A 23,210-nucleotide genomic window follows, 5' to 3' on the forward strand; every position below is an offset into this window, starting at 1 on the left:
CCGTAGATGTGCACCTCCCACCTTTCGCCGAACTCGCTCCCCTCGTCTATTCTTATGACGGTTGGCTTGTAGGTTACCTTCTCACCCGTTACGGGGTTCATGAGGAACTCAGGATGGATGTACTGCCCCATCAGGCTCTCGTTCTTGAAGTGGAGCGTTATGGCGAGGTTTTTTCCGGGGTCGGTCGAGGAGGTCAGCACGGAGACCCATTCGATGGTATCCTTCTCCCCTGGGACGCTCGCCATCGAGCTCAGAGGCCCGGTGTAGGTCATGTTGGGCATCTTAATCGGCATCAGCTTGAGAACCGGCTGGAGGGTTATGTTGAGAACTACATCGTCGGGCAGTGAGAACCCGGGACCGCTCCCTTCGTTGGTCTCGTTCGCCTCGCAGCCGGAATCTTCGTCCATATCCGCTGTGCACAGTACGTTCCCGTCCTCGTCGAACTGGACGCTCCCGCTGGCAGGTGGGCTTCCGGTGGAAGTTCCGGTGTCGGTTTCGGTTGCTGTTTCAGTCGGAGCTCCCGTGTTGGTGGGAGTGGTTTCCGTCTGGTAAGATGTTGACTCGGCTGAAGTTGGAGTGGTGTTCTGAACGGATTTTGTCCCGGTCGGGGAACCATCCCCAATACACCCGCTCAGAAAAACAAGCAGGCTCAGTGCAACGAGGAGCAATAACCTGGAACGTCTTTTCATACCTATACCTCCAAATCCAACCCAGAGCCAGAAAAGGAAATTGGAAGGCATACTGGAGTTTGGATTTTACCCAATTCTGTACCTTATTTTATTTAAGAGTTTCTCCTGTGCGAAGTCACTCAAAGGATAAAGTTTATTAATCAACTCTGATTATTACAAGCGGTGGTAGAATGATTGAGGTCGAGAACCTCATCAAGAACTTTGGCTCAACTAAGGCCGTAAGGGGGATAACGTTCACCGTCAATGACGGCGAGATTTATGGCCTCCTCGGCCCCAACGGGAGCGGAAAGAGCACCACCATGAAAATCCTTTCTGGAATAATGAAGCCCACATCGGGCAGGGTCGTTGTTAACGGTATCGACGTGAGCAGGGACGCCCTGGGGGTGAGGAGGATAGTCGGCTACGTCCCCGAAACGCCGGTTCTCTACGAGAGCCTCACCCCGGTTGAGTTCTTCAACTTCGTGGGGAGCGTGAGGAGAGTTCCAAAAGAGGATCTTCAGGAACGCGTGGAGACCTTTGTCAGGGCATTCGGGATAGAGAAGTACCTTGGCGAGATGATAGGCTCGCTCAGCTTCGGAACCAAGCAGAAGGTCTCCCTCATCTCCGCCATGCTCCACGACCCGGAGGTTCTCATCCTGGATGAGGCCATGAACGGTCTCGACCCAAAGAGTGCAAGAATTTTGCGTGAGCTTTTGCTTCAGTTTCGGGAGGAGGGCAGGAGCATAGTCTTCTCCACCCACGTCCTGGCCCTGGCCGAGACCATATGCGACCGCGTTGGAGTCATCTACAACGGCGAGATAATCGCGGAGGGAACCGTGGAGCAGCTCAAGGAGTTTGCCCACGAAGAGAGCCTTGAGGATGTCTTCCTGAAGCTCACCGAGAGCCAGGACGAGGTGGCTGGGATAGTCAGGGCGCTTAAAGAGGCCCTTTAGGGTGGGAGCATGTTCGAGATAGTCAGGATACTTTACAGGGAGCTCCACTACAGGCGTTTGAGGAGCAACCCCCAGATAGCGGCAGACCCAGAAAAGTTCAGGAAGCAGCTGAGGAGCACGGGCGATATAAAGAGGGGCATGGCGATTCAGTCAGTTGCGTTCCTGTTCTTCGGGATTATGATGGCCGGCGCGGTGATGGCGGCGGAGGATGAGACCCGGGCGGCGGTGGTATTCGCCACCTACGCCCTTCTCCCCTTCGTCATGGCGCTCTATACGACGACGGTAAACGCATCCTACGCGGTCTCGATGGGAATCTTTGAACCCCTCAGACCGCTCCCCCTGAAGACGAGTTCCATCTACCTCAGCGTACTCCTGGCTATCGATAACGTTCCCGCGGTCGTTGCACTCCTACCTGCGGTTATTGTCATGACAGTAAAATATGGGGTCTTGGGGGTACTCGGCCTGTTCTGGATACTCACAGGGGCTTTCCTCGGCCACGTCCTCGGGCTGGTAGTTTTCACGTTCTTTGGCTCTGCCAGCGTTGGTGGCAGGTTCTCGAAGCTCAAGACCCTCGCCAGAACCCTAGGGGTTATCCTGTTCATCAGCATGTTCTATGCCATCAACTATGTCCAGCAATACGTCAACGAGCACTACGAGGAGATTCTGCCCTTCTTCTCGAAGTACTCGGTGGCCTATCCTTTCTCTGTGGCTTCGATAACAGAGCCTCTCCATTCCCTCCTGCTCATCCTGGGCTATCTCGCGGTTCTCGTTCCCCTCTACCGGTTTATCCTCGGAAGGCTGTGGCGCAGAATGGAGGAGGGTGTGACAGTCTCCCGCACGAGAATCCTGAGATTTAAGGCGGAGACCCACCATCCCGTCCTGGCGCTTGCACTCAAGGATTTGAGGATAGCCTTTAGAAGGAGTGCGCTGCTCGTCGGCCTGATCTTCCCTCTCTTCATAATTCTGCCCAGTGCCATCGGCATTCTTACGTCCGGGAAGGTCGAAAACTGGGCGGTTGCATCGGTTCTCCTAATGATAGCCTGGGTGGCCTCGGTGGGAATCGACACGGTGCTAAAAATAGACGGCCAGGAGTTCGAATTCCTGCGGAGTCTTCCCATAACGGTTGGCCAGTTCGTCAGGGCAAAGCTCCTCGTTATGAACGCAGTCCCCGTAACCGCCGGCGTTGGTCTGGTTTTGATAACCTCTTACCTCGATGCCAGCCTTCTCATCCTGCTGCCCGCTGCCTTGCTCCTTCCCTTCCTCACCTCATCGATAGCGATGGCCTTCTTCTATCACGGCGAGGACGAGTTGGCGGTTCCTGAGACTGACTTCGGGCACGTCCTTGCACTCATGGTGATAAACGGGATTGCGCTTGGAGTGGTCGCGGGCCTGTGGTATTTTATGGGATACCCCTACGCGCTCGCCCTTACGCTCCTCGGGGTTCTGATGGTCCAGAAATCCCTCAGCAGGTGATGTGGAATATCGCAAGGACTTTCCTTCTTCCCCGGAGGTCGTTGAAGAGTTCGACTGCCTCACCGGTCGGCTTTTCGATGACCTCTTTGTTTGCCACCAGCTCCCCGCTCTCTGGGAGGAGCGAGAGCTTCCCCCAGGCGCCGGTTCCGACTATCAAAACATCGAACTCCTCCGTGAGGTACTCCCTCAGCTCATCCGGGTCGAGCTTATGGCTCGTGCCGTGCTTCCTCTTGCTGAGCCACTTCTTGCGCTCCCCCACCTTTCCGCTCGGATATATCACGATGTCGCCCTCGTAGACCTTACCATCCACGAGTATCCTGCCGAATCCGGGAAACTCTACCCTCATGGTATCACCTCGGGCTCAGGGCGTCCCTCAGAATCTTCCCGTGGTCGAAGGCGAGCGGCAGTTTGAGCGCCTCCTCAACTGGAACGACATGAACCTCCCCCGCATCATCCCCGGCCCTGAGTTCTCCGGAACCAATGGCCAGGAAGGCTGCCGTTACGGTGTGTCCCCTTGGGTCGCGCTTCGGGTCGGAGTAAATGCCGACGAGCTTGATGAGCCTCACGTCGAGGCCGGTCTCCTCCCTCGCCTCCCTTCTGGCGGCGTCCTCAACGGCCTCACCGTACTCGACGAAGCCGCCGGGCAGGGCGTAGTGGCCCTTAAACGGCTCGTGCTTCCGCTTTATCAGAACGACGCCGTTGTTGTGGATGATGACGATGTCTACGGTAAGGCCTATGCACCTGTGCATCTCGACCGTTAGTTCTGGATGCCTCTCCCTGAGAAAGTCCCTAAGCTCCTCCCTTACGGGGGATGTATCGTAGCCCTTCGGGGCCTTTACGAGCAGAACGTAGCGGTCCATAACACCACCTCAGGGAAGTCCCTTCTCATCATCTTCAGCATGCTGACGTTTCATCATCGGCGGTTATAGTTGTTCCCATGGATTTATATCGTTAAGCTTCTCGACCTTGACGCTCACCGCCAGCTCGTTCACGTCTTCCATGGAGAAGGAGAAGCTTCTGTGCTTCAGGAAGAGGGCGGTGAATGCGTTCGCCCTCTTCAGCGCCTGGATGAAGGGGCACTGGGAATAAAAGCTCACAAAGCCCGCGAGAAAAACGTCTCCGGCGCCGGTTGATTCTTCTACATCGACCTCCACGGGTCTGTATGTGTACCCCTTTCCCCTGAGGTATGCGAAACCCGGCTGTGCCCCGTTGGTTACCAGCAGGACCTCGGCGTCCCCCGGCCCAAAGTTCCTCAGGTAGCCAATCTCCGCGAGATCGGCATGTAGCACCTTCAGGCCGTCGAGGAAGGAGGCGTCTATCTCGATAAGCCTGACCTTTCCTGGCCTGGGGCTTCGTATGAACCCCTGAACATCGGCGGCGACGAAGGGGCTTCTCGTCTTCGCCTCCTCTACGGTTTCGGGCGGTATCTCGCCGGCCACAGGGTTGAGGACTATCATGTCGTACCTCCCCTTGGGAAGTTCTGTTATCCTCTCGGCAACTGACAGGAGGCTCAGCTCCCTCCGGTTGGCATCGAGGTAGCGGAGCTCGTAGGCGGTGCTCTTTTCGGAGGGTATTATCCGGAGCTTTATCCCGAGGGCCCTCAGCTCGTCGAGCCACCCGTCCGGAAAGTCTTCACCGACGCTCGTCAGAACCTCAACGTCGCAGAAATTTGAGAGGGCTATTGCCGAGTAGTACGCTCCCCCTCCTATCCTGGTCTCGAATTTCGAACCCTTCACAATTGTGTCGACGACGAGATGTCCGACCAGAAGGCACTTCATTTTAACCGACCTAATCTTCTGTTTTAGAGGCCACTTAAATAAAAACCTTTTGGAAATTTTGCGAAAAGTTTATAAAGTCAAAATCGAAAAGCTTAAAAGGATATGTCCTTTTGGGGTGGGGCTATGAGGCGCCTGGGCAAAGTTTCTCACTACGCAAAGCAGGGGTTCCTTATTCTGCGCACTGACTGGGTTCCTTCGCTCAACGACCCGGTGGTTGACAAGAAGCTCACCGTGGTTGGGGTAGTGAAGGATGTCTTCGGGCCAGTTAGCAGGCCGTACGTTGCGGTCAAGCCCAGGGTAAAGAATCCCGAGGGCTACATCGGGGCTCTGCTCTACGTTGATACAAAACGCAGGAAGTCAAAGCCGGGGAAGTCCGGCAGAAAACGCACCAAGGGCGGAAAGGCTAGACGCCCTGCCCCCAGAAAGAGGGGGTGAGAGCTTTTGGCTGATAAGAATATTTGTCCGGTCTGTGGCTCCGATAAGCTGTTTTATGACCCGCGGAGGGGGGAGATTGTCTGTTCTGTCTGCGGTTACGTCGTTCAGCAGAACGTCATCGATGAGGGTCCCGAGTGGCGCGCCTTCGATCCCGACCAGAGGGCAAAGCGCGCCAGAACCGGTGCACCCATGACCCTGATGATCCACGATAAGGGCCTCTCCACGGACATAGACTGGCGCGATAGGGATATACACGGCAACCAGATAACCGGGATGTACAGGACGAAGATGAGAAGGCTTAGAATGTGGCAGCGCAGGATGAGGATAAACGACGCCGCCGAGAGGAACCTCGCCTTCGCCCTCAGTGAGCTTGACAGGATGGCCGCCCAGATGATGCTGCCGAGGCGCGTCAAAGAGGTGGCCGCTTCCCTGTACAGGAAGGCGGTCATGAAGAAGCTCATCCGCGGAAGGTCGATAGAGGGCATGGTCTCCGCGGCTCTATACGCGGCCTGCCGTATGGAGGGCATCCCAAGGACGCTCGACGAGATTGCGGCCGTTTCTAAGGTAACCAAGAAGGAAATCGGGAGGAGCTACCGCTTCCTCGCGAGGGGCCTTGGTCTGAACCTCAGGCCGACCAGCCCGATAGAGTACGTTGACAGATTCGGCGATGCACTCGGTGTAAGCCAGAGGACGAAGAAGCGCGCCAAGGAGATACTTCAGGAGGCCATCAAGAGGGGCATCACGAGCGGAAAGGGTCCGACGGGACTGGCCGCCGCTGCGCTGTACGTCGCCTCGCTTTTGGAGGGGGAGAAGAAGACCCAGCGTGAGGTGGCGGAGGTAGCCCATGTAACCGAGGTCACGGTGAGGAACAGGTATAAAGAACTCGTCGAGAAGCTCGGCATAAACGTTCCAATATGAGGGATGCCCTTGCTGATAGCGGTAACGGGCGATACACATCACGGCGACAAGACAAAGAACCTCCCCTCCCTTCTTTTCGAACACCTTGGGGGTAAAAAGCCGGATTTGATACTCCACACGGGCGATGTCACCTCCCACGAACTCCTGGAAAGGCTTGAGGATTTTGCACCGGTCGTAGCCGTCAGGGGAAACGCCGACCATCTCAGACTCCCTGAGGAAGAGGTCGTCGAGGTGGGAGGCGTTAGGATCGGCCTCCTCCACGGCCATCAGTTTTTCTCGCTCAACGCCCAGTTTTTAGCGCTCAAGGCACTGGACATGGGCGTAAGCGTTCTGATATTCGGACACACGCACCGTTTCTACCACGATACCTACTCGATTCACGGTGAAAGCGTGGTTCTTCTCAATCCCGGTTCCCCGACGTTTCCCAGAATGGACTCGCCCGGTTTTGCGTTTCTGGAGATCAACGGCGAGAGCGTTAGGGTGAATAGGATACGTTTCTGGTGAAGTGTCAAAACTCGCAGAAAAGCAGAAAATGGTGGAAAAGAAAGGCCATCAGCTCTTGATAGCGAGCTTGATGTCCTCGGCCTTGACGGTCTTCCTGCCGGCGTGGTGGGCGAGGTCGACCGCCTTCTTGGCGATCTCCATGGCCTTCTCCTCAAGGTGCTCGGCCAGGAGCTTGGCGGCGTCCTCGCTGACGCGGGCGGCGCCGGCCTTCCTTATCAACCTGTCAACTGGGGCAATCGGCAACTCAGCCATTTTCCCAACCTCCTAAACGTTGTTTTGCAGGTATCTGCGTTCTATTCTAAGAACAAAGGTCTATATAAACCTTTCGGAAACCGGGCTCTCTGGAGGCGATAATCGGCCATTTTCGGGTGAGTTGTTGAGAAATTTGGCATCCTTAGGCTGCTGACTTATAAACAGCCCAATGCTAACCCGAGGGCGAAGTTTTGAAAAAGCTTATTTGCCCCTGAAATCGTGTTTATCGGCCGGACACGGCTTCAATTTTTAAAAGGGGGGCAGGAGTTTGGAGCGCTGGAGCTGGAAAAGTGTCTCCAATCGCCACATAAAGCCATGAATGTACCAATTATGTACCGTAGCCTTTTTATAGGGATTGATGCGATATCAGAATTTACCAAGGAGGTGAAAGCATGAGTGAAAGGTTCGACAAGATATACGACTACTACGTCGACAAGGGCTACGAGCCAAACAAGAAGAGAGACATAATAGCCGTTTTCCGCATAACCCCCGCCGAGGGGTACTCAATAGAAGCCGTTGCCGGCGGTGTGGCGGCAGAGAGCTCGACCGGGACGTGGACGACCCTGTATCCCTGGTACGAGGAGGAGCGCTGGGCTGACCTGTCCGCCAAGGCCTTTGAGTTCCACGACATGGGCGACGGGAGCTGGATAGTCAAGATCGCCTACCCGTTCCACGCCTTCGAGGAGGCCAACCTCCCCGGACTTCTCGCGAGCATAGCTGGGAACGTCTTCGGAATGAAGCGCGCCAAGGCGCTCCGTCTTGAGGATCTGTACTTCCCCGAGAAGCTTATCAGGGAGTTCAGCGGTCCGGCTTTTGGTATCGAGGGCGTCAGAAAGATGCTCGACATCAAGGACAGGCCGATCTACGGTGTTGTTCCGAAGCCGAAGGTTGGCTACTCGCCGGAGGAGTTCGAGAAGCTCGCCACCGACCTGCTCATGAACGGCGCAGACTACATGAAGGACGACGAAAACCTCACCAGCCCGTGGTACAACCGCTTCGAGCAGAGGGCCGAGATTATCGCAAAGATAATCGAGAAGGTCGAGAACGAGACAGGTGAGAAGAAGACCTGGTTCGCCAACATAACCTCGAACCTTCCTGAGATGGAGGAGAGGATAGAGATACTCGCCGATCTCGGTCTCAAGCACGCGATGGTCGACGTCGTCATAACTGGCTGGGGAGCGCTCCAGTACATCCGCGACCTGGCGGCCGACTACGGCTTGGCGATCCACGGCCACAGGGCAATGCACGCGGCCTTCACCAGGAATCCCTATCACGGCATATCGATGTTCGTTCTGGCCAAGCTCTACAGGCTCATCGGTATAGACCAGCTCCACGTTGGAACCGCCGGGGCAGGGAAGCTTGAGGGCGGCAAGTGGGACGTCATCCAGAACGCAAGGGTACTGAGGGAGAGCGTTTACAAGCCGGACGAGAACGACGTCTTCCACCTTGAGCAGAAGTTCTACGGCATAAGGGCCGCGTTCCCGACCAGCTCCGGTGGACTTCACCCGGGCAACCTGCCGATGGTCTTCGACGCCCTCGGGACCGACATAGTTATCCAGCTCGGAGGCGGAACCCTCGGCCACCCGGACGGGCCGGCGGCTGGAGCGAGGGCCATCAGGCAGGCAATCGATGCCTACATGCAGGGCATCCCGCTCGACGAGTACGCCAAGAGCCACAAGGAGCTCGCCAGGGCCCTTGAAAAGTGGGGTCACGTCACCCCTGTCTGACCGGTTTGACGGCTTTTTTCTTCCATTTTCGTCTTCCGTTCAACTTTTCAGCCGGAGGAGATTTAACAGCTGAGGGCCTTCTTTTCTTGGTGGGAATCATGGTTCATCCGGGTGGATTCTTGGAGGTAATCACAGGTCCGATGTTCGCTGGAAAAACGACCGAGCTGATAAAGCGCATCGAGAGGCAGATGTTCGCGAAAAGGAAGGCGGCACTGTTCAAACCGGCCATCGACAACAGGTATTCCGAGGACGAGGTTGTTGCGCACAATGGTCTCCGGTACGAAGCCTTTGTCATTCCGACCGATGAGGAAGGGGTTGACAGGATAGTGGAGATAACAAAGAGAGAGGGCTACGAGGTCATAGGCATTGACGAGGTTCAGTTCTTTCCCATGACCATCGTAGAGGCTCTTGAGAGGCTCGCCGACGAAGGTGTCTACGTCATCGCCAGCGGACTCAACCTGGACTTCAAGGGAGACCCCTTCCCGGTTACGAAAGAGCTCCTCGTGAGGGCGGACAGCATAGTTTACCTCACCGCCGTGTGCACGGTCTGCGGAAGGCCTGCAACGCGGAGCCAGCGCCTCATAGACGGAAAGCCTGCCCCCCGGGATTCACCCGTCATCCTCGTCGGCGGAAGCGAGAGTTACGAGGCCAGATGCAGGGAGCACCACGAGGTTCCTAACTCTGAATGACCCTGCTCCACGTGTTCGTGTCCTTGAGCCCGTGCCCGGTTGCCACAACGACGACGCTCTCTCCCCTCTCTATCACACCTTCCTCCCGCATCTTTTCAGCGAGTGCCAGAGCCGTGGCCGACGATGGTTCAACGAAAAGTCCCTCCCTTCCGAGGAGCATTCCGGCTTTGGCGGCGTCTTCGTTTGTAACTGTGCCGAGATGACCGCCGCTTTCCCTGATTGCCCTGAGAACGTTCTCCCCGTCCACGGGCACCTTGACGGCTATGGCGCTCGCAATAGTGGGCACCTTTTTGGTTATCTTCTCGATGGGTTTTCCGGTCTCCCATGCCCTGACTATTGCGTCGTAGCCCTCTATCTGAACTCCCGCTATTCTGGGAAGCTGGTCTATCAGGCCGACCCTCCGGAACTCTTTGAGTCCCTTCCATATGGCCCTCAGGTGGGTGCCGGCACCTATGGGCACTATTATCCAGTCGGGAACCTTGAAATGGAGCTGGTCGATGATTTCAAAGCCCGTGGTCTTTTGTCCCTCGACCCTGAAGTGGTAGTTCCCGGTCAGATAGTAGCCCTCCTCCGCGGCTCTTCTCTCCGCCTCGGCCAGCGCCTCGTCGTAGGTCTTTCCGAAGACATCCACTTTGGCCCCGTACATTCTGGCCTGAAGGAGCTTGCCCTCCGGCGTGCCCTCGGGGACCACTATCGTCACCTCAAGCCCCGCCTTTGCACCGTACGCGCTTATGGATGCCGCCATGTTGCCCGTCGATGCCACTATGACCCTCCGAGCATGGAACTCTAGGGCCTTGGTTATTTCGACGCTTGAACCCCTGTCCTTGAAGGCCCCCGTTGGGTTTTCACCCTCGTTCTTGATGTACAGTCTGGAGATCCCGAGCTTCTCTTCGAGCCGTTTTACGCGGTACAGCCTGGTGCCCCCCTCGTTCAGGGTGACGACCTTTCTCAGATTTGAGACCGGGAGGAACATCCAGTACTTCCACATGTGGGGGTGCTCCCTGAACCAGGAATCGTTATCCTGAAGAATCTCGGCTATATCCTCGTAGTGATACCGAACGTCCAATGGGGAGCCGCATTTCCTGCACTTGTAAACCCCACACGCGAGGGAGTACTCCTCACCGCACCCTGTGCAGACCATCTTTGCCGCGAACATGGCTATCACCGGTACTGGTTTCAACGACGCCTTTTAAACCTGAAGCCGACCGAAAAGCTTAAAGTAATCTTTTCTTACATCAAGTTAGGGAAAGGGGGTGAGAGCATGGAGTCAAATAAGAAAATGGGAAGGCTGCTTGACATCCTCGGAAACGAGACGCGGCGAAGGATACTCATCCTGCTCACCAAGAGACCGTACTTCGTGAGCGAGCTCAGCCAGGAGCTTGGAGTGGGCCAGAAGGCCGTCCTTGAGCATCTCAGGATACTTGAGAGTGCGGGCCTCATTGAGGGCAGGACGGAGAAAATCCCCCGCGGCAGGCCTAGGAAGTACTACACCATAAAGCGCGGCTTCCGCCTTGAGGTTCTGCTCACGCCCTATGCGTTCGGCACGGAGATGTACGAGCCCAAAGCCCCAAGGCAGACAAAGGAGTACGCTCAGGCCAGAGCGCTCATAAAGTCCACCGAACCGACTGAGGCAAAGATAGATGAGCTGCTGACCTTTCTGACGGAGATACAGGAGAGGATAGAGGAAATCATCAGGACGAAGCAGGAGCTGGAGGAAGTTCGCCTCCTCACGGAGACCTACATTGAGAACCTGTTCCGCCGCATCGCCCAGGAGAACGAGAGGGAATTCGAGAGGCTTGTGAAGGAGTTCAGGACGAGACTTCCAAAGAAAATACTCGAAGACTTGGAAGACTTTTAGGAAGCAGCTCGAAGGGAATAAATCCTAGAAAAGGGCCTCAGAGCATCTTGCCCTCTTCCTTCATCCTCACGAGCCTGGTTATGTAGCCTGCTATCCTGTTCCTGATGGTCTTGCTGGTGACGTTGGTGAGCTCCTCGACCTTTTTCTTGTTGTGCTCGAAGTCCCTGGTGAACTCGTTCGGGTAGCGGTCAAACAGCTCGCGGGCAACCCTCTTGATGAACGTCTGCTTGATGTTTCCCATCATCAATCCCCCCGTTAGCTTGATTCTGACAACCGTAACTCACAATCATGGAAGGCCTTTTAAAAGTTTTCCCGAAGGGAGAGGCAGTTCAAATCCCCTTTTTCAGCTTTGTGATTGCGGTGTCCAACAGGTCGCCGCTGGTTTTCTTTGGGTATCTGATCCCCAGGGAGTTTATCCTTACTATGGAGAACCCAATGTGCACTCTAACGAGACCCCTGAAAAGGCGTCCCCACCTCACAGTATCACCTGTCATAGTATTTTTTGTCTATCTTTAAAAAGTTTTTCATAAATTCTTCAGCCGTCCAGAGGTTTATAAACCCACGCTCCAACTCGGAACCATGCTGAGGGAAGTCATCCATTGCAGGGGCCACGAGAACGTCAGGGCGACGCATAAATCCACCCTTGAGTTCACGAAGGAGGACTATCTCACACCCCGCGGGGACTGCATACTCTGCATCGGGGCGGATAAGGGAATAGACGACCTCAGCGATGAGTTTAAAGCCGCCCTGAGGGCCGGAAAGAAGCTTCTCATCAGGATAAAAGTTGGAGAACTGGTGGACGAGGTTCTCGCCGAGGGGAGTCCGGGGCTGGTGCTTGACCACCCCTGTTCGATGGTCGTCCGGAAGAGCGAGTACATCGACGCCAGAACCCTCGCGATAAGGGCGAACAAGGCCGCAAGGGACATTGACAGGAAAATAGTGGAGCTCCTGAAGAGCCCCAGAACCACCGCCGAGGTTGAGCTGATAATCCTAGATTAAACACCTTCCCTTCTCCACCCGCCGATTGCGAGCCCCACGTACCTATCGGCGCCGCCGTAGTAGAGGTAGCGTTTTCCATCGTGTTCTATCATGGCCTCCGCGAACACCACGTTGTCAACCCATCCGTGGAGCTCCCAGTCGAAGGTCGGCTTGAGGATTGGGCTCTCGGTTCTCCAGATGAGCCTTCTCGGGTCTTCGCGGTCGAAGAGGGCCGCGTGCGTGTAGTAGACGAGCTTCCCGTCCTCGTGGAAGGCTTCGCTGTGTATCAGGAGTATCCCGTCCTCCGTGAGGATTGGTGCGGGTCCGGGCTCAACGAGGTGCCCCCTCGGCCTCATGACGGGCTCCCTCTCGTACTCCCAGTGGATGAGGTCCTTTGAATGGGCAAGCCAGACATTGGAGTCACCGAAGTACATTATGTAATGTCCCTTGAACGGACCGGACTTCATCTTTTCCGTCAGTATCGCCCCGCTCTTGGTCCAGTTCTCGGTGGTGTTTTTCTGAGCCGGGAACTCCTCAAAAACCACCCCGTGCTTCTTCCAGTTCAGCAGGTTCTTCGAGGTGGCGATGCAGAGGCGTGCCGTCCTTCCATCGTAGCCGGTGTAGGTCATGTAGTAGGTCTTTCCGACTCTCACGACGCGGGGATCCTCAACGCCGAGGCTCTCCCACTCGTATTCAGGCTCCATAACAGGCTCCGGGTGCCTGATGAAGTTGATGCCGTCTTCGCTCAGCGCCAGCCCTATTTTTCCGGTTATCTCTTCCCCCTTCGCCTCCGCACGGTAGAGCATGACCACCTTTCCCCTCCTCTTGACCACCGCAGGGTTGTAGACGTTCTTTGAGTCGAATCCTTCATCTGACGGGGAAAGCACGGGTTTTGGGAGTTTTTCAAACCTGAACTCATAGGGGCTCAACGCTAACACCTCCGTCAGCAACTACGAGGTATCTCCTTCCCCCGAATGAAGCACCCCTCAGGACGATGTTCATTCCCTCCGCCGGCCGGAGGGTGAGCCCGTCCCCCGCCTCCATTCCCAGCGCGGCCGTAACGAATGCAAAAACGCTCGCCGCGCTCCAAACCTGGGGGGAGTTAGCCCTCGGGACGGGAACGAGCTCGTTCAGGCCGCTGTACAGCTCCGGAAGCTCCCTTTCCGGCAGAAGCTTCGCGGCCGCAAAAATCCTATCGGCCAGCTCCTTTGCGAGGTCTGTCCTTCCGATTCTAGACAGTCCTAGGGCTATCAGCGCGTTGTCGTGCGGCCACACGCTTCCTCTGTGGTAGCTGAACGGGTTGTAGGCTTTCTCTCTGGTACTGAGGGTTCTTATCCCGTACCGGGAAAGCATGTCCGGCTGGAAGAGCCTCTCTGCGAGTTCCTCATCGTGCTCCGCTATCCCAGTCAGGAGCAGATGCCCCATGTTCGAGGAGACGACCCTGAGTGGCCTTCCCTCCCCGTCCAGCGCGAGGGCGTAGTAGCCGCCGACCCAGAAGTCGCGGTTGAACCTTCTTCTGAGCCGCTCCGCCTCCGTGAGGAGGGTCTTCTCAGCGATGTCTGTCAGCTCAAGCTCCCCCGCAAGTTTGAGCGCCCAGTAGGCGTAGCCCTGCACCTCGACGAGCGCTATCGGTGGCTCAGGGACGCTTCCGTTTTCGTCAACTATCCCATCTTTTGAATCCTTCCACCCCTTGTTGCCGAGTATCCCAGGAACGTAGGTTATGTAGCCGTCATCTTCGAGCTTTCCAAGCATCCACTCGACGGCGGCGGTGAGGTTTGGCCTCAGTTCCTCAATCACTTCTCTGTTCCCGGTCCAGCGCAGGTACTCGCCCGCCAGCGCCACGTAGAGTGGGGTGGCATCGACAGTGCCGTAGTAAGGGGCGAAGGGAACCTTTCCGGACTGGGCGAGCTCCCCAAGGCGGAACTCGTGCGGTATCTTTCCGGGTTCTTCCTCGTTCTTTGGGTTGGTCCCCCTTCCCTGGAGCCGCCCGAAGAGCCTCAGCGTGCCGGCGGCGTATTCCGGGTAGTACGGCAGGAGAAAGAGTGAGGTTATTATCGCGTCCCTTCCGAAGGGACAGGCGAAGTACGGAATACCTGCTAGGGGAACCGGCCCGAAGCGGGTGAAGAGCGTCAGGGCGTTAATGTTCTCGACGGCCCTTTCAAATATCCCGTCGATAGCGGGTGAGCCGGTGAAGGCAACGTTTTTTATCGTTTTTCTTTTCTCAGCTAGTATCTCCGAGACCCTGCCTTCGATTTTCGGGATGAAGCGGACGTAGAGGACGGCCTTTTCGAGGGGCGGTATCGTGAGCTTCGCCCTCAGGACGCTTCCATTCCTTTCCATGTTGGTCTCAATGAAGAGGCTCCTCCTTCCAGCTGGGCTCTCCTTCAGGTGCGCTCCCCCCGCTGGGGCTATCGCCTCTCCACCCGTCAGCCCCATGAAGCCCCTGACCTGGAATATGTCCTCCAGGGGCGCCTCGTAGGAGTATCTGACCTCGACCCTGAGCGGTTCGGGGGAGGTGTTGTAGAAAGAGAATCTTTCCTCGTAAATCCCGTCCAGCGTTCTCAGCCTCACCAGAATTCCACGTTCGCCGAGGGAGAAGTGCGAAACCGCCCGGGTGAACGTCGAGGATGCCCCGATGAAGCCCGGTTCTGGAAACGTCTCAAGCCTTGCCCTCCTGACGAACCGGGTGTCGAGAAAATAAAAGCCGTCGTAATGGGAGGGCATGTCCCCCCTCTCATCGCTCAGGACGAAGGCCCCGTTGCCAGCCAGGATGGTTCTCATGGACTACCCCTCAAGGAAGGATTTTACCTCCCTTGAGTCCTCAAGGTTTATTGCCTTTACCCCCCAGAGCCTCGCGGTAAAGCGGAGCTCCTCGGTGTAGTTGCCTGGAACCAGTGAGAGGTGGTTGGCCCCCATGGCCGAGATGAAGGTTTCTTTGTCGAGCGGGTTCTTTATGGCCGTATGCGGCCACTGTTTGCCCCACTTGAGCTTTGATTCCATATCCTCCGTTATCTCGACGCCCTCCGCGAGGAAGTAGAGGATGTAGTACTCTCCCCCGCGGCGTATGAGCCTCGCCACGGTGAACTCCGCCGGCGGGGTTCTGTACGTCAGTGCCCCGCCGCTCGCCCCCTGGCACTGCCCCTGGATCGTGGTGGCCTTGAGGTTCTCCTCGGGGTTCTCGCTCAGCCTCGCATAGTAGAGCGATGACGCCCCGCAGTTAGCTATCATGACGACCTCATCGTCCACGTACTTTATGTCCCCGAAGAGTGGTGGCTTCCCGCTCAGGTAGAAGAGGAGCGCCGAGCTTATCGTGCCCTTGACGTCGCCCTCGCAGGTGGCGGGGATTACCTCCTTCTTGCCCTCGGCATCGCGGCTGAACGGGAACAGCGCGGGAATCAGGCAGGCGGTGACGCCGTAAACCTCGCTCAGCTCCGGCTGGCACTTTATCGAGACGGCCGAAACATCCGCCTGCTCGCCCCAGCTCTCCTTTGCGGCGAGATAGATGGCTATCTGCCTCCTCAACGCCTCGGGTGTGAGCATGATGTCGTCAAACTCCACGGTCGTCTCCTGGGTCAGCCAGTCGTAGAACTCTTCCACGCGGACCCTCAGCTTTTCGTCCGAGAGCAGCTTCTCTGCCCTCCTTACCAGAACGTACTGGTCGAGCATTATGAAGTCACCGACGATTCTCTTAAGCCTCGGCAGGTCGTCCATGAGGTGCTCCATCCCGAGGGTGTACGGTGCACCCCAGAGGAGCAGGGACTTCCTGGAGAGCCTGGCCACCGCTTCGACGGCCCTCGCCCATGCCTTTACCTTCTCGACGTCGCCCTTGAGGCGGACGTGGTTCAGCGCGTACTCGTTCACGGAGCTCTCCCACAGCGAAGCCCCTACCGAGGTGACGCACGTGGTTCCGGCCCAGGCCGGGTCATCGTCGGCGTAGAGGAGTAGCGGCCTCTTCGCTTCTCTCACCATCGCCGTGACCAGGTTGCTCTCCGTCCAGTGCCATATGCCGGCTATAACCCCGCTGACACCCCTTCCGGCTATCATCTGACCGGCCCTGAAGCTCTCCTCCATCGAATCTATCCCGAAGTTTCTTCCGGCTTCGAGGGCCTCATATTTTCCAAGCCTCTCGTTCACGTCGAGAACTTCAAAGCCGGCCTTTCTCAGCTCCTCGATGAGGGTGGAGTGCTTCTCCATCAGGGCCTTCTCGCGCTCAATCGAGAGGGCCGTTGGCCGGGGGTCAGTGAACGTTACTACGGCTATCATGGATACCACCTCAGAATATTGCTTTTCCTGTGTTTTTGTTGAAGATGTGGGCTTTGTTCATGTCGAAGACGACGTCGATTTCGTGTCCTTCTTTGACTTTGGATTCTGACCTGAAGGAGCCTAAGAACGTTACTCCGCCAACGTGCAGGTGGACGATCTTCTCGCTTCCAAGGTTCTCGATGATGTCCACTCTTGCGCGCACCATGTTCTCGTCGGGAATCTTTACCTGGGCGAACATTGCGTCGTAAATGTCCTCCGGGCGAATACCAAAGATTACTTCCCTTCCGATTAGGTTTTCCTCCCTTAAAACTTCAAGTTGGTCGGGCAGGAGTTTGAGCTTGAATTCTCCGAAGTCGGCGAAACCGTCCTCGGTTATTGTTGCGTCCATGAAGTTCATTGGTGGGCTTCCAATGAAGCCTGCTACAAAAGTGTTGGCTGGTTTATCGTAAACTTCTTCTGGCGAGCCGACTTGTTGTAGGACGCCTGCGTTTATGACTGCTATTCTATCACCCATTGTCATGGCCTCGACCTGGTCGTGGGTGACGTAGATTGTGGTAACGCCGAGTTGTTTTTGGAGTTTTTTTAACTCGGCGCGCATTTTAACCCTGAGTTTTGCGTCCAAATTGCTTAAGGGCTCGTCCATAAGGAAGACCTGCGGCTTTCTGACTATTGCCCTGCCTAAAGCCACGCGTTGTCTTTGTCCTCCGGAGAGCTCCCTGGGTTTTCTTTTGAGTAATTCTGTCAGGCCGAGCATTTCGGCGACTTCTCTTACTCTTTGGTCGATTTCTTGTTTGGGGATTTTTCTGAGTTTTAGGGGGAAGGCTATGTTGTCGTAGACTGTCATGTGGGGGTATAACGCGTAGCTTTGGAAGACCATGGCTATGTCCCTGTCCTTTGGAGGGACGAATACTCCCTTCTCAGGGTCTGCTACTAGTTTGTCTCCAATGTAGATTTGGCCTTTTGTGGGTTCTTCTAGGCCGGATATCATTCTGAGAGTGGTTGTTTTCCCGCAGCCGCTTGGTCCGAGGAGGATCATGAATTCTCCGTCCTTAACGTGAAGGTTCATATCCTTCACAGCCGCAAAATCCCCAAACCGCTTCCACACGTTTACAAGTCTAACGTCCGCCATAAAATCACCTCAAACTACGGTCAGCCGGATCATGGTTGTCTCATAATCTTCCAAAACCGCAAACATTCCCCCAACCTTCACTATTCCCCTCTCCGTCTCCAGGTCGAAGTTGTCTATTCCCTCATCGAGGGCTACCGTGTAGCCCACAACACGGCCTTCGAGTTCCTCCACCTCTCCCGTGACGAGGTTTCTTCCAAGCACCTTTGCGTAGATGACGCCGTCGTTGAGGTGCCTCCTTATGATGTCCACGGCGTGGAAACTCGCAAAAAACCGCAGGTCGTCCCTGTTTTTTATCCCCTCAAGTATGAGGCTCGACTCCTTGAAGGCCTCCCTGATGAAGCTGTACTGGGAGAATATTATCTCCGGATAGGTCGCCTTAAAGCTGGGCGGATTCCTCGGTCTGAACCCTATGTTCTGGATGTCTATGACCTCCCTGCCGTCGAACATCCCTATGAAGTGGTTCAGCTTGTGGAACTTCCTCACGTAGAGGTTGCCGAGCCTGACGAAATCCGAGAGGTCTATCTGTTCCTCTGTGTAGAGGGATATCGTGGTTCCCCTCTTGAGGGCCGCCTTTATGTTGTCCTCTATCTTCTCAAGGAACTTCTCGGGGGCCACCAGTATGGCCTCGTATGAGCTGGAGTCTATTGACTCCTTCACCATCTCGACGGCTATGTTGAGGTCCTTCGTGCGCCAGATTCCGGGTCTCTCCTCGGTCTTTACCTTGACCCTCTGGAGCTCCCTCTCAAGCTCCTCCTTGATCCCATCTATGTCCCTCTTAAACTTCAGGAACGCTATCTTCGGGGAGTACGCGACGTACACCTTCGGAGAGCCCTCAACCTCGTTGACGAAGCCCCTCGCCTTCAGCGACGCTATGGTATCATAAACCCTGTTGTAGGGCACGCCACTCCTTTCAGATATCTCCTTCGCCGTGCTCGGCCCGTAAACAAGAAGCGTCCAGTATATCATGACCTCGTACTTCGTGAAGCCGATTCTGGTCAGCATGGTTATGGCCTTCTCGCTGATCTCCATACTTACCCCTCCTCCCCAGAAAATGAGAGGAGGAGGTCTAAATACCTTTCCAGGTGCTTGGTGATGAGGAAGTTCTCCCTTACCCTTTCCCTGGCGCCGATGCCAAGCCTCTCAGCCTCCTCTGGATGCTTCAGCAGATAGAGGGTCTTCTCAACCGCGTCCTCCACGCCTTTCACGAGGAAGCCGGTCTCGCCGTCAACCACCTGGAACCTGATACCTCCAACGGCCCTGCCAACCACTGGCTTGCCCTTCCACATGGCCTCCGTGACCGTCAGTCCAAATCCCTCCCTGATGGACATCTGCAGGACCACGTCACTCGCCCGCTGGAAGGCGTTGACCTCCCTGGCGTGGACTCCCGTCAGGTTCGTCAGGACTTTCACGTCATAGTCTTCCCCAATCTTCCTCAGAGTTTTCTCGAAGTAGACCCAGCCCTCTGGGTCGTCGGCCGCCATGACTCCGACGAGGAGCAGCTGAACCTCCGGGATCTTCTCCTTAACCCGCTTGTAAACGTCAATAACGTCAAACACGCCCTTCCAGGGGTCGAAGCGGGCGACTTGGGTTATAATCGGCCTGTCGGGGTCAACGTCGAACCTTTCGAGGGTTCTGAGAACTTCCGACTCGCTCAGCTCCATGTTCTTCTCGCTCAGCGGGTCGATGGAGGGGGGCATGATGATGGTTTTCTCCGGGTTCAAATCCGGCTGGACGTATTCTGGGAGGTGGAAGATGTACCTGTCGTATCTCTGCACGTACTTCCTCAAGAACGCCCAGAATTCTCTGTTAGGGTCGCTCAGGTCGATGTGACACCGCCAAATCCAGGGCTGTTTTTTCTCGTAGAAGTCTATGAGGGCTGCCGGCTGCGGGTCGTGGATAAGGACGTAGTCGAATTCTGTCAAGTCCGCTTTTTGAGCGTTTTCCTCATTGGTTTTGAGGTAGAGTTCCTTCATTTCCTCGGTGAGTTTGAGGTTTTTGTTGCCTTGGAGGGCGTTGTGGAAGCTTTTGGTGACGTTGAAGAACTCGTCGCTTCCCTCGATGACCCACCACTCCGCTCTTATTCCGACGTCGTTCATGAGGGGCACGAGGTTGTGGAGTATTTCCGCGACACCGCCGCCGTAGGCGGTTGAGTTGACGTGCACGAACTTGGCTCCCAAGAGCTTTTCTGCCTTCTCTATGATCTTCGAGACTGCGTCTTCTCCGGCAACGGAAGAATAGTCCTCAATCCTCTTCTGGGGCAGTTTCTTAACTCGGAACATACGGATACTCCTCCTTTGTATACTTTTAGTATATGAATGTCCGGCAAATGTTTGGTTATCCACATATAAAAAGTTTTTTGAAATATGTCCTGGATTTTAGTGGACGACTTGTAAATAAAGTTGGCATTTCCCATTGTTTATCTAGATATTCTCCAAAATTTTTTGGGAAACAATGAACATAAATTAGCAGGGGCTTTCCGAAAAATATAAATATACTAAAAGTATACAGCCCTAGTGAACAGCCTTGGTGAGGTGTCTATCTATGAGGTTTCATGCCAAAAGGTTTGCATTGCTTTTGAGCGTGCTGTTGTTAGCCGCCTTTGTTTCGGGATGCATCTCCGGAGGGGGAACGTCCCCCACGCAGACAACCTCCAGTCCCGGACAGACGACCACTCAGGAACAGGTTGAGATAGTCGTCTATGGTCAGTGGGGTGGAGTTGAGGGTGAGAACTTCCAAAATGCCCTGAAAGTTTACGAGCAGGAGCACCCGAACGTTAAGATAAAGTACGTGGTTCAGTCCAAGCTCAGGGATGCCGTTCTCACGGAGCTCGCCACCGGTTCACCAGGTTTTGACATAGCGATTCTTCCATGGCCGGCGCTCATTACCGAGCTCGGTCAGAAGAACCAGCTTGAGCCCATGAATTCCGTCGTTGACGCTTATAAAGGCGACATTATGGAGAACCTACTTGAACCTGTGAAGGTTGGGGACACCTACTATGCCGTTCCCATAAAGGCCTGGGCGAAGCCCGGAATATGGTACAACGTCCACGACTTCGAGAAGTACAACCTGACCCCACCTAAGACCCTCGATGACCTTAAAGCCGTCTGTAAGGTCTTTGAGCAGAATGGGATCCAGCCCATGGCCAGCGGAGCAGCCGACAAGTGGCCTCTTAGTGATATCTTCGAGGCGGTTCTTATAAGGGTTGGCGGTCCTCAGCTTCACAACGACCTCATGACCCACAAGGTCAAGTGGACCGACCCGCAGGTTCTTGAGGCCTTCAAGGTTCTCAGCGACCTCCTCAAGGAGGGCTGCTACGGTGACCCCAAGGTTGCCATCGGTGAGAAATGGGAGGTTCAGGTTACCAGGCTCGGCCAGGGAGAGGTTGCCATGTACTTCATGGGCAACTGGATCAACCTGATGCTTCAGAACCAGGGATACCAGCCCGGCACCGACTATGACCTGATTCCGTTCCCCGTCATCAACCCCAACGCAGACTTTGCCATCGTCGCCGGTGGTGACTGGGTTATCATACCCAAGGGGGCCCCGCACAAGGATGCCGCCTTTGAGCTCGCCAAGTGGCTCGCCGGTCCAGAGTACCAGAAGATAATGGTCGAGCAGAAGGGCTACCTCGCCCCCAACCTTCAGGTTCCCAAGAGCGCCTACGACCCGGTTGACGCGAAGATAATAGACATGATGGCCAAGTACACCGTGGTTCCGGACCTCGACGATAACGCTCCATCAGGATTCCAGCCGATAATCTGGGACAAGCTCTTCGAGCTCTGGGCCAACCCGGACAACTACCAGCAGATAGCCCAGGAGCTTGAACAGTACGCAGAACAGTACTACGGCTCATGAGGTGCCTGAGATGGGCGGAAGGAGGGACTGGCTCAGCAAGGATTTCCTGATCCTGATGATGCCCGCCTTCATCCTCCTTTTAGTTTTTATACTCTATCCGATTTTCAACACGTTCTACCTGGGGTTCACCAAGTGGGACGGCTTCACCCAGCCCCAGTTCGTTGGACTCGATAACTACCGAACCATGATGGGTGACCCGCTCTTCTGGACGTCGGTGAAGAACAACATATTCATATTCATCGTTTTCCTGCCCTTTGTGACCATGCTCGGCCTTGGTTTTGCGCTCCTCCTCCACAACAGCGCCGTTGTGGGGCGCAACCTGCTCAGGGGCTTCGTTATGCTCGGAATGGTGATGCCCCTTACCGTCGTAGGTATCGTCTGGATGCTGCTCCTGGACCCCAACGCGGGTATCGTCAACCACGTTCTGAGCGTCTTTGGGATTGAGCCCAGGGCATGGATTCAGGACCCCAGCACGGCGATATACTTCGTTATAATAGGCTCCCTGTGGGCGTGGCAGGGCTTCTCGACCACCGTGTTCCTGGCTGGACTGGAGGGGCTCGACGTTGAGGTTCTTGAGGCATCGGTTATTGACGGTGCAAACCCCTGGCAGCGCTTCAGATACGTCATACTGCCCCTGCTGAAGCCCGCATTAATAGTCGTCGTCACGATGAGCTCCATCTACATACTCAAGGTCTTCGACCTCGTTTACGTGCTCTCCGGTGGCGAATCCGTGCCGATGTACCTCTCGGTGCTGGCCTACATGGTGTACTACGAGATATTCCGCATGTTCAAGTGGGGCTACGCGGCCGCGATAGCGACGTTGCTGACCGTTGCAGTGTTCCTGTTCTCCATAGGGATGCTGAAGAGGATGATAAGTGAAAGGGGAGTGGGCTCATGAAGGTAAGCACTAGATACAAGGTCACCATTAATCTCGTGGCTTGGACTATAGGGCTGATGCTCCTCATACCCCTCCTGGGGCTGATAATGACCTCCGTCAGGCCGTTCGACGAGATAGTTAACGGCTGGTGGAACCTCAGGAACGCCCACTTTATCATCAACAACTACGTCAGCGTGTGGGACGCTGGCTTCTGGAGGAACATCCTCAACTCCATCCTGATAGCCACGGTGGCCACGATAGTCCCGATACTCATCGCCGGAATGGCCGCCTACGGCTTTACCTCATTCAGCTTCCCGATAAAGACGATGCTCTTCCTCACCCTCGTGGCCATCCAGGTCGTTCCGCAGCAGGCAGTCATAGTCCCGCTCCTGAGGCTCTTCCGCGACCTGCACATGTACGACCAGTATTACGGCATAATCCTCGTTCACACGGCCTTCGCGCTTCCATGGACGATATTCTTCCTCCGCAACTTTTTCATGTCCATTCCCAAGGACTATGAGGAGGCTGCAAGGATAGACGGCCTCAGTGACGTTGGGATATACTTCAGGGTGATACTACCCATAGCGATGCCAGCAGTCATCAGCGTTGCGGTGGTGCAGTTCATCTTCGTGTGGCAGGACCTATTCTTCGCCATAACCCTGCTGAGGCCGGAAAAGTGGCCAGTATCCGCCGGCGTGACTCAGTTCATAAGCCGCTACAACCCCAACTGGGGACAGCTGACGGCAGCAGGAGTGCTGGCGATAATAGTACCCATAACTGTCTACGTCGTGCTCCAGAAGTACTACATGAGGGGAGTGTCCGGCGGAATCAAGGGCTGAGCCCTTTCAAAACT

General features: G+C 55.6%; 25 protein-coding genes and 1 pseudogene. 12 read left to right on the top strand and 14 right to left on the bottom strand.

Annotated elements, in window-relative coordinates:
* Positions 1-689 (bottom strand): annotated as a pseudogene (locus F7C11_RS07465) (hypothetical protein); the annotation flags it as partial.
* Between the two features lie 170 nt (positions 690-859).
* Between F7C11_RS07465 and F7C11_RS07470 the strand changes: the two are divergent.
* Positions 860-1,621: an ABC transporter ATP-binding protein gene (locus tag F7C11_RS07470; RefSeq protein ID WP_297092503.1), complete on the top strand. Its 762-nt coding sequence runs from the start codon at positions 860-862 to the stop codon at positions 1,619-1,621.
* A 9-nt stretch (positions 1,622-1,630) separates the two neighbouring features.
* Positions 1,631-3,094, top strand: coding sequence for a hypothetical protein (locus F7C11_RS07475; protein WP_297092505.1), 1,464 nt, complete (start codon positions 1,631-1,633; stop codon positions 3,092-3,094).
* Here the strand turns inward: F7C11_RS07475 and F7C11_RS07480 are convergent.
* The 3 genes from F7C11_RS07480 to F7C11_RS07490 form a co-directional block, all read right to left on the bottom strand.
* Positions 3,084-3,440, bottom strand: coding sequence for an Mth938-like domain-containing protein (locus F7C11_RS07480; protein WP_297092507.1), 357 nt, complete (start codon positions 3,438-3,440; stop codon positions 3,084-3,086). The genes F7C11_RS07475 and F7C11_RS07480 overlap by 11 nt on opposite strands.
* 4 nt (positions 3,441-3,444) lie before the next feature.
* Positions 3,445-3,954: an NUDIX hydrolase gene (locus F7C11_RS07485; RefSeq protein WP_297092509.1), complete on the bottom strand. Its 510-nt coding sequence runs from the start codon at positions 3,952-3,954 to the stop codon at positions 3,445-3,447.
* A gap of 63 nt (positions 3,955-4,017) precedes the next feature.
* On the bottom strand, positions 4,018-4,872 hold the full coding sequence (locus F7C11_RS07490; RefSeq protein WP_297092511.1) for a PfkB family carbohydrate kinase: 855 nt from the start codon (positions 4,870-4,872) through the stop codon (positions 4,018-4,020).
* A 123-nt stretch (positions 4,873-4,995) separates the two neighbouring features.
* Between F7C11_RS07490 and F7C11_RS07495 the strand changes: the two genes are divergently transcribed.
* Genes F7C11_RS07495 through F7C11_RS07505 form a run of 3 tightly spaced genes read left to right on the top strand, consistent with a single transcriptional unit; the run spans position 4,996 to position 6,729 of the window.
* Positions 4,996-5,307, top strand: coding sequence for a Gar1/Naf1 family protein (locus tag F7C11_RS07495; RefSeq protein WP_297092513.1), 312 nt, complete (start codon positions 4,996-4,998; stop codon positions 5,305-5,307).
* A gap of 6 nt (positions 5,308-5,313) precedes the next feature.
* Positions 5,314-6,225, top strand: a complete 912-nt coding sequence (locus tag F7C11_RS07500) for a transcription initiation factor IIB (RefSeq protein ID WP_297092515.1) — start codon at positions 5,314-5,316, stop codon at positions 6,223-6,225.
* Positions 6,226-6,234: 9 nt separating this feature from the next.
* Complete coding sequence (locus tag F7C11_RS07505; RefSeq protein WP_297092594.1) at positions 6,235-6,729, top strand: YfcE family phosphodiesterase; 495 nt, start codon at positions 6,235-6,237, stop codon at positions 6,727-6,729.
* Positions 6,730-6,777: 48 nt separating this feature from the next.
* On the opposite strand, the gene hpkB is transcribed toward F7C11_RS07505, so the two are convergent.
* Positions 6,778-6,981, bottom strand: a complete 204-nt coding sequence (hpkB, locus tag F7C11_RS07510; RefSeq protein ID WP_088853105.1) for an archaeal histone HpkB — start codon at positions 6,979-6,981, stop codon at positions 6,778-6,780.
* Positions 6,982-7,373: 392 nt separating this feature from the next.
* Between hpkB and rbcL the strand changes: the two genes are divergently transcribed.
* Together rbcL and F7C11_RS07520 are read left to right on the top strand one after the other, a co-directional pair.
* The gene (gene rbcL / locus F7C11_RS07515) at positions 7,374-8,708 is read left to right on the top strand and encodes a type III ribulose-bisphosphate carboxylase (protein WP_297092521.1); all 1,335 of its coding nucleotides are present in this window, start codon (positions 7,374-7,376) and stop codon (positions 8,706-8,708) included.
* 98 nt (positions 8,709-8,806) lie between these two features.
* Positions 8,807-9,397 (top strand): thymidine kinase, encoded by a 591-nt coding sequence (locus F7C11_RS07520; RefSeq protein ID WP_297092596.1) that lies wholly within the window; start codon positions 8,807-8,809, stop codon positions 9,395-9,397.
* On the opposite strand, the gene thrC is transcribed toward F7C11_RS07520, so the two are convergent.
* Positions 9,384-10,553: a threonine synthase gene (gene thrC, locus F7C11_RS07525; RefSeq protein WP_297092598.1), complete on the bottom strand. Its 1,170-nt coding sequence runs from the start codon at positions 10,551-10,553 to the stop codon at positions 9,384-9,386. The two genes, F7C11_RS07520 and thrC, sit on opposite strands and share 14 nt — an antisense overlap.
* 105 nt (positions 10,554-10,658) lie before the next feature.
* Between thrC and F7C11_RS07530 the strand changes: the two genes are divergently transcribed.
* Complete coding sequence (locus F7C11_RS07530; protein ID WP_297092524.1) at positions 10,659-11,255, top strand: ArsR family transcriptional regulator; 597 nt, start codon at positions 10,659-10,661, stop codon at positions 11,253-11,255.
* A 37-nt stretch (positions 11,256-11,292) separates the two neighbouring features.
* Here the strand turns inward: F7C11_RS07530 and F7C11_RS07535 are convergent, their stop codons facing one another.
* Together F7C11_RS07535 and F7C11_RS07540 are read right to left on the bottom strand one after the other, a co-directional pair.
* Complete coding sequence (locus F7C11_RS07535; RefSeq protein ID WP_088865793.1) at positions 11,293-11,496, bottom strand: 30S ribosomal protein S17e; 204 nt, start codon at positions 11,494-11,496, stop codon at positions 11,293-11,295.
* 88 nt (positions 11,497-11,584) lie between these two features.
* A complete protein-coding gene (locus F7C11_RS07540) occupies positions 11,585-11,734 on the bottom strand; it encodes a hypothetical protein (RefSeq protein WP_297092527.1) in 150 nt (49 codons plus the stop codon).
* Between the two features lie 100 nt (positions 11,735-11,834).
* On the opposite strand from F7C11_RS07540, the gene F7C11_RS07545 reads away from it, so the two are divergent.
* On the top strand, positions 11,835-12,254 hold the full coding sequence (locus F7C11_RS07545) for a DUF371 domain-containing protein (RefSeq protein WP_297092529.1): 420 nt from the start codon (positions 11,835-11,837) through the stop codon (positions 12,252-12,254).
* On the opposite strand, the gene F7C11_RS07550 is transcribed toward F7C11_RS07545, so the two are convergent.
* Genes F7C11_RS07550 through treT form a run of 6 tightly spaced genes read right to left on the bottom strand, consistent with a single transcriptional unit; the run spans position 12,251 to position 19,904 of the window.
* On the bottom strand, positions 12,251-13,162 hold the full coding sequence (locus tag F7C11_RS07550; protein WP_297092531.1) for a glycoside hydrolase family 130 protein: 912 nt from the start codon (positions 13,160-13,162) through the stop codon (positions 12,251-12,253). The genes F7C11_RS07545 and F7C11_RS07550 overlap by 4 nt on opposite strands.
* Positions 13,149-15,014: a glycogen debranching N-terminal domain-containing protein gene (locus tag F7C11_RS07555; RefSeq protein ID WP_297092533.1), complete on the bottom strand. Its 1,866-nt coding sequence runs from the start codon at positions 15,012-15,014 to the stop codon at positions 13,149-13,151. The genes F7C11_RS07550 and F7C11_RS07555 overlap by 14 nt, the downstream gene beginning before the upstream one ends.
* Before the next feature lie 3 nt (positions 15,015-15,017).
* Complete coding sequence (locus F7C11_RS07560) at positions 15,018-16,496, bottom strand: L-fucose/L-arabinose isomerase family protein (RefSeq protein ID WP_297092536.1); 1,479 nt, start codon at positions 16,494-16,496, stop codon at positions 15,018-15,020.
* Between the two features lie 10 nt (positions 16,497-16,506).
* Positions 16,507-17,625 carry an ABC transporter ATP-binding protein gene (locus F7C11_RS07565; protein WP_297092537.1) on the bottom strand — a complete coding sequence of 373 codons (1,119 nt, stop codon included), beginning with the start codon at positions 17,623-17,625 and terminating at the stop codon, positions 16,507-16,509.
* A gap of 9 nt (positions 17,626-17,634) precedes the next feature.
* The gene (gene trmB / locus F7C11_RS07570; RefSeq protein WP_297092540.1) at positions 17,635-18,654 is read right to left on the bottom strand and encodes an HTH-type sugar-sensing transcriptional regulator TrmB; all 1,020 of its coding nucleotides are present in this window, start codon (positions 18,652-18,654) and stop codon (positions 17,635-17,637) included.
* 2 nt (positions 18,655-18,656) lie between these two features.
* A complete protein-coding gene (treT, locus tag F7C11_RS07575; RefSeq protein WP_297092542.1) occupies positions 18,657-19,904 on the bottom strand; it encodes a trehalose synthase in 1,248 nt (415 codons plus the stop codon).
* Positions 19,905-20,166: 262 nt separating this feature from the next.
* On the opposite strand from treT, the gene F7C11_RS07580 reads away from it, so the two are divergent.
* The 3 genes from F7C11_RS07580 to F7C11_RS07590 are packed head-to-tail and all read left to right on the top strand — an operon-like array spanning position 20,167 to position 23,196.
* The gene (locus F7C11_RS07580; RefSeq protein ID WP_297092544.1) at positions 20,167-21,480 is read left to right on the top strand and encodes an ABC transporter substrate-binding protein; all 1,314 of its coding nucleotides are present in this window, start codon (positions 20,167-20,169) and stop codon (positions 21,478-21,480) included.
* 10 nt (positions 21,481-21,490) lie between these two features.
* Entirely contained in the window at positions 21,491-22,378 is an 888-nt protein-coding gene (locus F7C11_RS07585) for a carbohydrate ABC transporter permease (protein WP_297092546.1), read from the top strand.
* Complete coding sequence (locus F7C11_RS07590; RefSeq protein WP_297092548.1) at positions 22,375-23,196, top strand: carbohydrate ABC transporter permease; 822 nt, start codon at positions 22,375-22,377, stop codon at positions 23,194-23,196. The genes F7C11_RS07585 and F7C11_RS07590 overlap by 4 nt, the downstream gene beginning before the upstream one ends.
* Positions 23,197-23,210 lie beyond the last annotated feature (14 nt).

Origin of the sequence: Thermococcus sp., from assembly GCF_015521605.1 — an archaeon.
In the GTDB taxonomy this organism is placed as follows: domain Archaea; phylum Methanobacteriota_B; class Thermococci; order Thermococcales; family Thermococcaceae; genus Thermococcus.

Excerpts from the sequence above, each read along its gene's own strand:
- F7C11_RS07470 (WP_297092503.1), top strand. The coding sequence starts at position 860 with ATGATTGAGGTCGAGAACCTCATCAAGAACTTTGGCTCAACTAAGGCC.
- F7C11_RS07475 (WP_297092505.1), top strand. The coding sequence starts at position 1,631 with ATGTTCGAGATAGTCAGGATACTTTACAGGGAGCTCCACTACAGGCGT.
- F7C11_RS07480 (WP_297092507.1), bottom strand. The coding sequence starts at position 3,440 with ATGAGGGTAGAGTTTCCCGGATTCGGCAGGATACTCGTGGATGGTAAG.
- F7C11_RS07485 (WP_297092509.1), bottom strand. The coding sequence starts at position 3,954 with ATGGACCGCTACGTTCTGCTCGTAAAGGCCCCGAAGGGCTACGATACA.
- F7C11_RS07490 (WP_297092511.1), bottom strand. The coding sequence starts at position 4,872 with ATGAAGTGCCTTCTGGTCGGACATCTCGTCGTCGACACAATTGTGAAG.
- F7C11_RS07495 (WP_297092513.1), top strand. The coding sequence starts at position 4,996 with ATGAGGCGCCTGGGCAAAGTTTCTCACTACGCAAAGCAGGGGTTCCTT.
- hpkB (WP_088853105.1), bottom strand. The coding sequence starts at position 6,981 with ATGGCTGAGTTGCCGATTGCCCCAGTTGACAGGTTGATAAGGAAGGCC.
- rbcL (WP_297092521.1), top strand. The coding sequence starts at position 7,374 with ATGAGTGAAAGGTTCGACAAGATATACGACTACTACGTCGACAAGGGC.
- F7C11_RS07520 (WP_297092596.1), top strand. The coding sequence starts at position 8,807 with ATGGTTCATCCGGGTGGATTCTTGGAGGTAATCACAGGTCCGATGTTC.
- thrC (WP_297092598.1), bottom strand. The coding sequence starts at position 10,553 with ATGTTCGCGGCAAAGATGGTCTGCACAGGGTGCGGTGAGGAGTACTCC.
- F7C11_RS07530 (WP_297092524.1), top strand. The coding sequence starts at position 10,659 with ATGGAGTCAAATAAGAAAATGGGAAGGCTGCTTGACATCCTCGGAAAC.
- F7C11_RS07535 (WP_088865793.1), bottom strand. The coding sequence starts at position 11,496 with ATGGGAAACATCAAGCAGACGTTCATCAAGAGGGTTGCCCGCGAGCTG.
- F7C11_RS07545 (WP_297092529.1), top strand. The coding sequence starts at position 11,835 with ATGCTGAGGGAAGTCATCCATTGCAGGGGCCACGAGAACGTCAGGGCG.
- F7C11_RS07555 (WP_297092533.1), bottom strand. The coding sequence starts at position 15,014 with ATGAGAACCATCCTGGCTGGCAACGGGGCCTTCGTCCTGAGCGATGAG.
- F7C11_RS07560 (WP_297092536.1), bottom strand. The coding sequence starts at position 16,496 with ATGATAGCCGTAGTAACGTTCACTGACCCCCGGCCAACGGCCCTCTCG.
- F7C11_RS07565 (WP_297092537.1), bottom strand. The coding sequence starts at position 17,625 with ATGGCGGACGTTAGACTTGTAAACGTGTGGAAGCGGTTTGGGGATTTT.
- trmB (WP_297092540.1), bottom strand. The coding sequence starts at position 18,654 with ATGGAGATCAGCGAGAAGGCCATAACCATGCTGACCAGAATCGGCTTC.
- treT (WP_297092542.1), bottom strand. The coding sequence starts at position 19,904 with ATGTTCCGAGTTAAGAAACTGCCCCAGAAGAGGATTGAGGACTATTCT.
- F7C11_RS07580 (WP_297092544.1), top strand. The coding sequence starts at position 20,167 with ATGAGGTTTCATGCCAAAAGGTTTGCATTGCTTTTGAGCGTGCTGTTG.
- F7C11_RS07585 (WP_297092546.1), top strand. The coding sequence starts at position 21,491 with ATGGGCGGAAGGAGGGACTGGCTCAGCAAGGATTTCCTGATCCTGATG.
- F7C11_RS07590 (WP_297092548.1), top strand. The coding sequence starts at position 22,375 with ATGAAGGTAAGCACTAGATACAAGGTCACCATTAATCTCGTGGCTTGG.